Annotated in this window: 3 protein-coding genes; 2 read left to right on the top strand and 1 reads right to left on the bottom strand. The window is 62.7% G+C overall.

Annotated elements, in window-relative coordinates; genetic code table 11:
* Nucleotides 1-2,469, bottom strand: a 2,469-nt coding sequence (locus IC66_RS0112085; RefSeq protein WP_049806513.1) for an MMPL family transporter, incomplete at its 3' end; no start/stop codon positions are given.
* A 464-nt stretch (nucleotides 2,470-2,933) separates the two neighbouring features.
* Here IC66_RS0112085 and ispH point away from each other — a divergent pair.
* Together ispH and hpnH are read left to right on the top strand one after the other, a co-directional pair.
* Complete coding sequence (gene ispH, locus IC66_RS0112080) at nucleotides 2,934-3,860, top strand: 4-hydroxy-3-methylbut-2-enyl diphosphate reductase (RefSeq protein ID WP_028143209.1); 927 nt, start codon at nucleotides 2,934-2,936, stop codon at nucleotides 3,858-3,860.
* Nucleotides 3,861-3,896: 36 nt separating this feature from the next.
* On the top strand, nucleotides 3,897-4,804 hold a 908-nt coding region (gene hpnH / locus IC66_RS0112075), incomplete at its 3' end, for an adenosyl-hopene transferase HpnH (protein WP_049806512.1).

Here is a 4,804-nt window from a genome sequence, read left to right as displayed (position 1 = left end):
CGCCAGCCACAGGCTGCCGAACGCGGTCGCCGTCGTCAGTGCGCTGAAAAAGATCGCGCGCGTCAGGCTGGTCTGGAGCAGATTTGTCCTGCCCGAGCGCCAGGCCACGACATAGTAGATCTTGAAGGCGACGCCCACGCCGAGCAGCAGCGGGAACGCGACGATGTTGGCGAAGTTGAGCGGCAGGCCGATCAACACGCAGATCTCGAGCGTCACCGCGCCGGCAACCAGGAGCGGCACCAGCGTCATCAGCACGTCGACGAAGCGGCGCAGCGTGATCCACAGCAAGAGGCCGATCACCAGCAGCGCGTAGATGCCGGCGTGGATGAATGCCTTCACCACGGTGTCGCCGGATTTCAGGATCGAGACCGGCCCGCCGATCGCGGTCGGCTCGGCAACGAGCACCGCCGCCGCAAATCTGCGCAGCGTGTCGTTGTCGTTGGGATCGCCCTTGGGCAGCGCCTCGACGCGGATGATGCCGTCCTTGCTCTTCCAGGCGCTGACGAGATCGGATGGCAGTGAACTCAGGGTGACGGGCCCGGCCTGCATCGCGTTCCTGAGCTGGTCAAACACGACCTTCATCGGCGTGACGAACACGTCCTGCGCCTTGTTGCGCGTGGCCTCGTCGCCATTGGCGAGCTTTTCGAGCGCGTCTGCCAGACGGCGCGAGGCGATCGAGCCCGGCCCCTTCGCATCGCCCGCGGTCCGGCGCAGATTGTCGACCGAGGATTTCAGCGCCTCGACGTTTTCCTTGTCGGTCGGCGCCGCATCGATCTGATCAGGGTTGAGTGCGGGGTTCAGCACCTTGGCGCCCTGCGCGAGCAGCTTCAGCTTCGGCGGCTGATCCTGGGGCACGAAGCTGTTGAGCGACATCACCCGGAGCACCTCGGGGACCTTCTCGAGCTTCGCCTCGACCTGCCTTGCCTGCTCCTCGGACGTGGTCATCACGTTGATGGCATTGGCGCCGGTGTTGGGATCCTTGCGCAGGTCGAGGAAGGTCGCGATCGATTCCGCCCTCGGGTTGCGCAGGTTCATCGGATTGAAGTCGAACTTCATGAAATAGAGCAGCGGCAGGCCGGCGAGCGCCAGCAGCAGCGTGCCGCCCACGACCAGCACGCGGTGCTTCTCCAGAAAGTGATCGAGCGGCGCCAGGAAGGCGTAGCCGACCGGCTCCTTCTCGCCGGGCGGGTTCAGCAGCTTCAGCATGGCCGGCAGAACGGTGATCGAGGAGAGGAACGCCACCAGCATGCCGACGCCGGCGATCTGGCCCAGCTCCGCGATGCCCTTGTAGTCGGTCGGCATGAAGCAAAGGAAGCCAGCCGCAGTCGCCATCGCCGCGAGCGACAGCGGCACCGCCGAGCGCTTCGCCGCCAGCACCAGCGCGCCCGAAAGGTCGTTGTGCTTGAAGCGCTCCGAGCGGTAGCGGACGCTGTACTGGATGCCGAAATCGACGCCGAGGCCGACGAAGAGCACAGCGAACGCGATCGACAGCAGATTGAACGATCCGACCATCATCAGGCCGGCCGCGGTCGTCAGCGCGAGGCCGACGAAGAGATTGACGAACACCGCGAAGATGATCTTCGCCGAATGCAGCGCCAGCCACAGGATCAGCAGCACGACGAGAACCGTGCCGACGCCGTTGACGACGGCGCCTTCCTGAACCGTGGCGTATTCCTCGTTGGCGATCGGGATTGGGCCGGTCAGCCGCACCCGCGCCTGGTATTTGGTCGGAAAATCGAGATCGGCCGCGGCCTTGCGGATCGCGTCGGTGGCATCCTTGCCGGGCTCCAGCGCGTTGTAGTCGAGGATCGGCTTGAACTCGATGAAGGCGCGCTTGTCCGAATCCTTCAGCGGCTCGTCGCTGACGAGCTCGCGCCAGGAGAAGCTCGCATTGCCCTTGTTGAGCACGGTCTCGACCGTCTGCGCGATCAGGTTGAACGGACGCTCGGTGTTGTCGAGCTTGATCTGGCCGCGCTTGACGCCGGCAAGTCCCGTCTCCAGCGCGCCGGTCAGGCCGCGGATCGAGGGATCGCCAGCCATGATCTCGATCAGGGGCGCTGCAGATTCGAATTGGCTGGTGATCTTGCCGACCTCTTCGGTCGGCAGGAACAACAGTCCGTTCTTTTCGAAGAACTCGCCGCTGCCGAGTTGCTGCAGAGACTGGAAGTTGGTCTTGTCGTCCTTCAGCCTGGCATAGAGCGCGTCGGCCGCTGCGCTCGTCATCTCCGGGGTCCGGGCCTCGACCACAGCGAGGATCGTTTCGTTTTGATCGAACGCCTTGTCGAACTGCTGGTCACGCTTGCGCCAGTCGAGATTCTGGGAAATCAGCGAATTGATGTCGGTGTTGATGGCGAAGTGGCGCGCAGCGTAATAGCCCGCTCCCACCGACAGCAGGAGCCCGAGAACGACGACGAGGGAGGCAAACCGGGTGCAGGCCCTGACGATGGCAACGACTACGCTTTGCAGCACTTCTTTTCTTTCTGCGGTTAACAGCTTTGCCGGAAACGCCCGCTGTTTATCGGAGTTCCCGGGCGAAACCTATTGCTGTTTTGAGAGGCTCTCGCCGCCAGAAGGTTCGAGGTAAACGGCGGAAGACCGTGGCAAAATCATGCGGGGCGGTCGGTATAGCCGGGGAGTTGAGGCGGGAACGTGACCAAGGGCTGGTCACTGATGTCGCTGGCTTGCATACACCCTCATCTCTACTATAATACCGTAAAATTGGCCTAGCGGGGAACCCGGGGCCATTCGGACTTTCCTTATCGCCGATTTTTTGACACAAAGTATTGCGCCTCCATGCGCCGGAGCCCCGACGGGGGTGGGTGGCTACCGCGTGCGCGGACCGATGGTGCGGATATTGCAACGCATTGGTCAGTATCGGGGTGCCGCCGGGAACTTGCGAAACGGATTGGTGCAACTTGCGTGATGGACGTCCAATGGAAGTTTATCTGGCGCAGCCGCGCGGCTTCTGCGCGGGCGTGGTGCGTGCGATCGAGATCGTGGAACGGGCGCTGGAGAAGTATGGCCCGCCCGTCTACGTGCGCCATGAGATCGTGCACAACAAATACGTCGTCGAGAGCCTGAAGAACAAAGGAGCCATCTTCGTCGAGGAGCTGTCCGAGGTCCCGCCGAAGGCGGTGACGGTCTTCAGCGCTCACGGCGTCGCCCGCAGCGTCGAGGAAGAGGCCGCCGCGCGCGACCTTCCCGTGCTCAATGCCACCTGCCCGCTGGTCACGAAAGTTCACAATCAGGGGAAGCGCTACATCACCAGGGGCCGCACACTTATCCTTATCGGCCATGCCGGCCACCCCGAGGTCGAGGGCACGATGGGCCAGGTTCCCGCCCCCGTGCTGCTTGTTCAAAGCGTTCAAGAGGTTACGGCATTGACGCTGCCGGCGGATACGCCAGTGGCCTACATCACCCAGACCACCCTGTCGGTCGACGACACCAAGGATATCATCGCGGCCCTTCAGACCCGCTTTACAGATATTCAAGGTCCGGATATCCGGGATATCTGCTATGCGACACAGAACCGCCAATCTGCGGTAAGGGACTTGAGCAAGCTGGTCGACGTGATCTTGGTGGTGGGCGCTGCCAATAGCTCGAATTCGAACCGGCTTCGCGAAATCGGCACCGAGGCCGGCGTCGCGAGTTATTTGATTGCCGACGGCAGCGAGCTCAATCCGGAGTGGTTGAAAAATGCCAGGACCGTCGGCATCACGGCCGGCGCTTCGGCGCCTGAGGTACTCGTGGATGACGTGATCGAAGCGATGCGGCGGATCGGACCGGTCAAGGTCCAGGTACTGCCGGGCCGCGAGGAAAACATCGAATTCCGGCTTCCGGCCCAATTGGCTGCGAGCTGACCCACCCGAATTCCAAGCCCAGAAAGAAACTTTGTAATGGCTATCCCCTTCTTCAAGGAAATGCGTATCGGCGCCTATCTGCTCAAGCAGAAAATGCTTGGCCGCAAACGCTATCCGCTCGTGCTGATGCTGGAGCCGCTGTTTCGCTGCAACCTCGCCTGCGTCGGCTGCGGCAAGATCGATTATCCCGATGCGATCCTCAACCGCCGCATGACGGCGCAGGAGTGCTGGGACGCGGCCGACGAGTGCGGCGCGCCGATGGTCGCCATTCCCGGCGGCGAGCCGCTGATCCACAAGGAGATCGGCGAGATCGTGCGCGGCCTCGTTGAGCGCAAGAAGTTCGTCTCGCTCTGCACCAACGCGCTGCTGCTCGAGAAGAAGCTCGATCTGTTCGAGCCCTCCCCTTATCTGTTCTTCTCCGTGCATCTCGACGGCCTGAAGGACCACCACGACAAGGCGGTGTCGCAGAAGGGCGTGTTCGATCGCGCCGTCTCCGCGATCAAGGCAGCCAAGGCGCGCGGCTTCACCGTCAACGTCAACGCCACCATCTTCGACGGCCATCCGGCCGAGGAGATCGCGAAGTTCCTCGACCTCACCGTCGAGCTCGGTGTCGGCGTCTCGATGTCGCCGGGCTACGCCTATGAGCGCGCGCCGGACCAGGAGCACTTCCTCAACCGCACCAAGACCAAGAAGCTGTTCCGCGACGTCTTTGCGATGGGCAAGGGCAAGAAGTGGAATTTCATGCATTCCGGCCTGTTCCTGGACTTCCTCGCCGGCAACCAGGAATACGAGTGCACGCCGTGGGGCATGCCCGCGCGCAACATCTTCGGCTGGCAGAAGCCCTGCTATCTGCTCGGTGAAGGCTACGCAAAGACCTTCAAGGAGCTGATGGACACCACCGACTGGGAAACCTACGGCACCGGCAAGTACGAGAAGTGCGCCGA

The organism is Bradyrhizobium genomosp. III, assembly GCF_000261705.1.
Lineage (GTDB): Bacteria > Pseudomonadota > Alphaproteobacteria > Rhizobiales > Xanthobacteraceae > Bradyrhizobium > Bradyrhizobium ottawaense.
This window is presented reverse-complemented; position numbering and strand designations above follow the sequence as displayed.

Coding starts and splice junctions, on each gene's coding strand:
- ispH (WP_028143209.1), top strand. CDS start 2,934: ATGGAAGTTTATCTGGCGCAGCCGCGCGGCTTCTGCGCGGGCGTGGTG.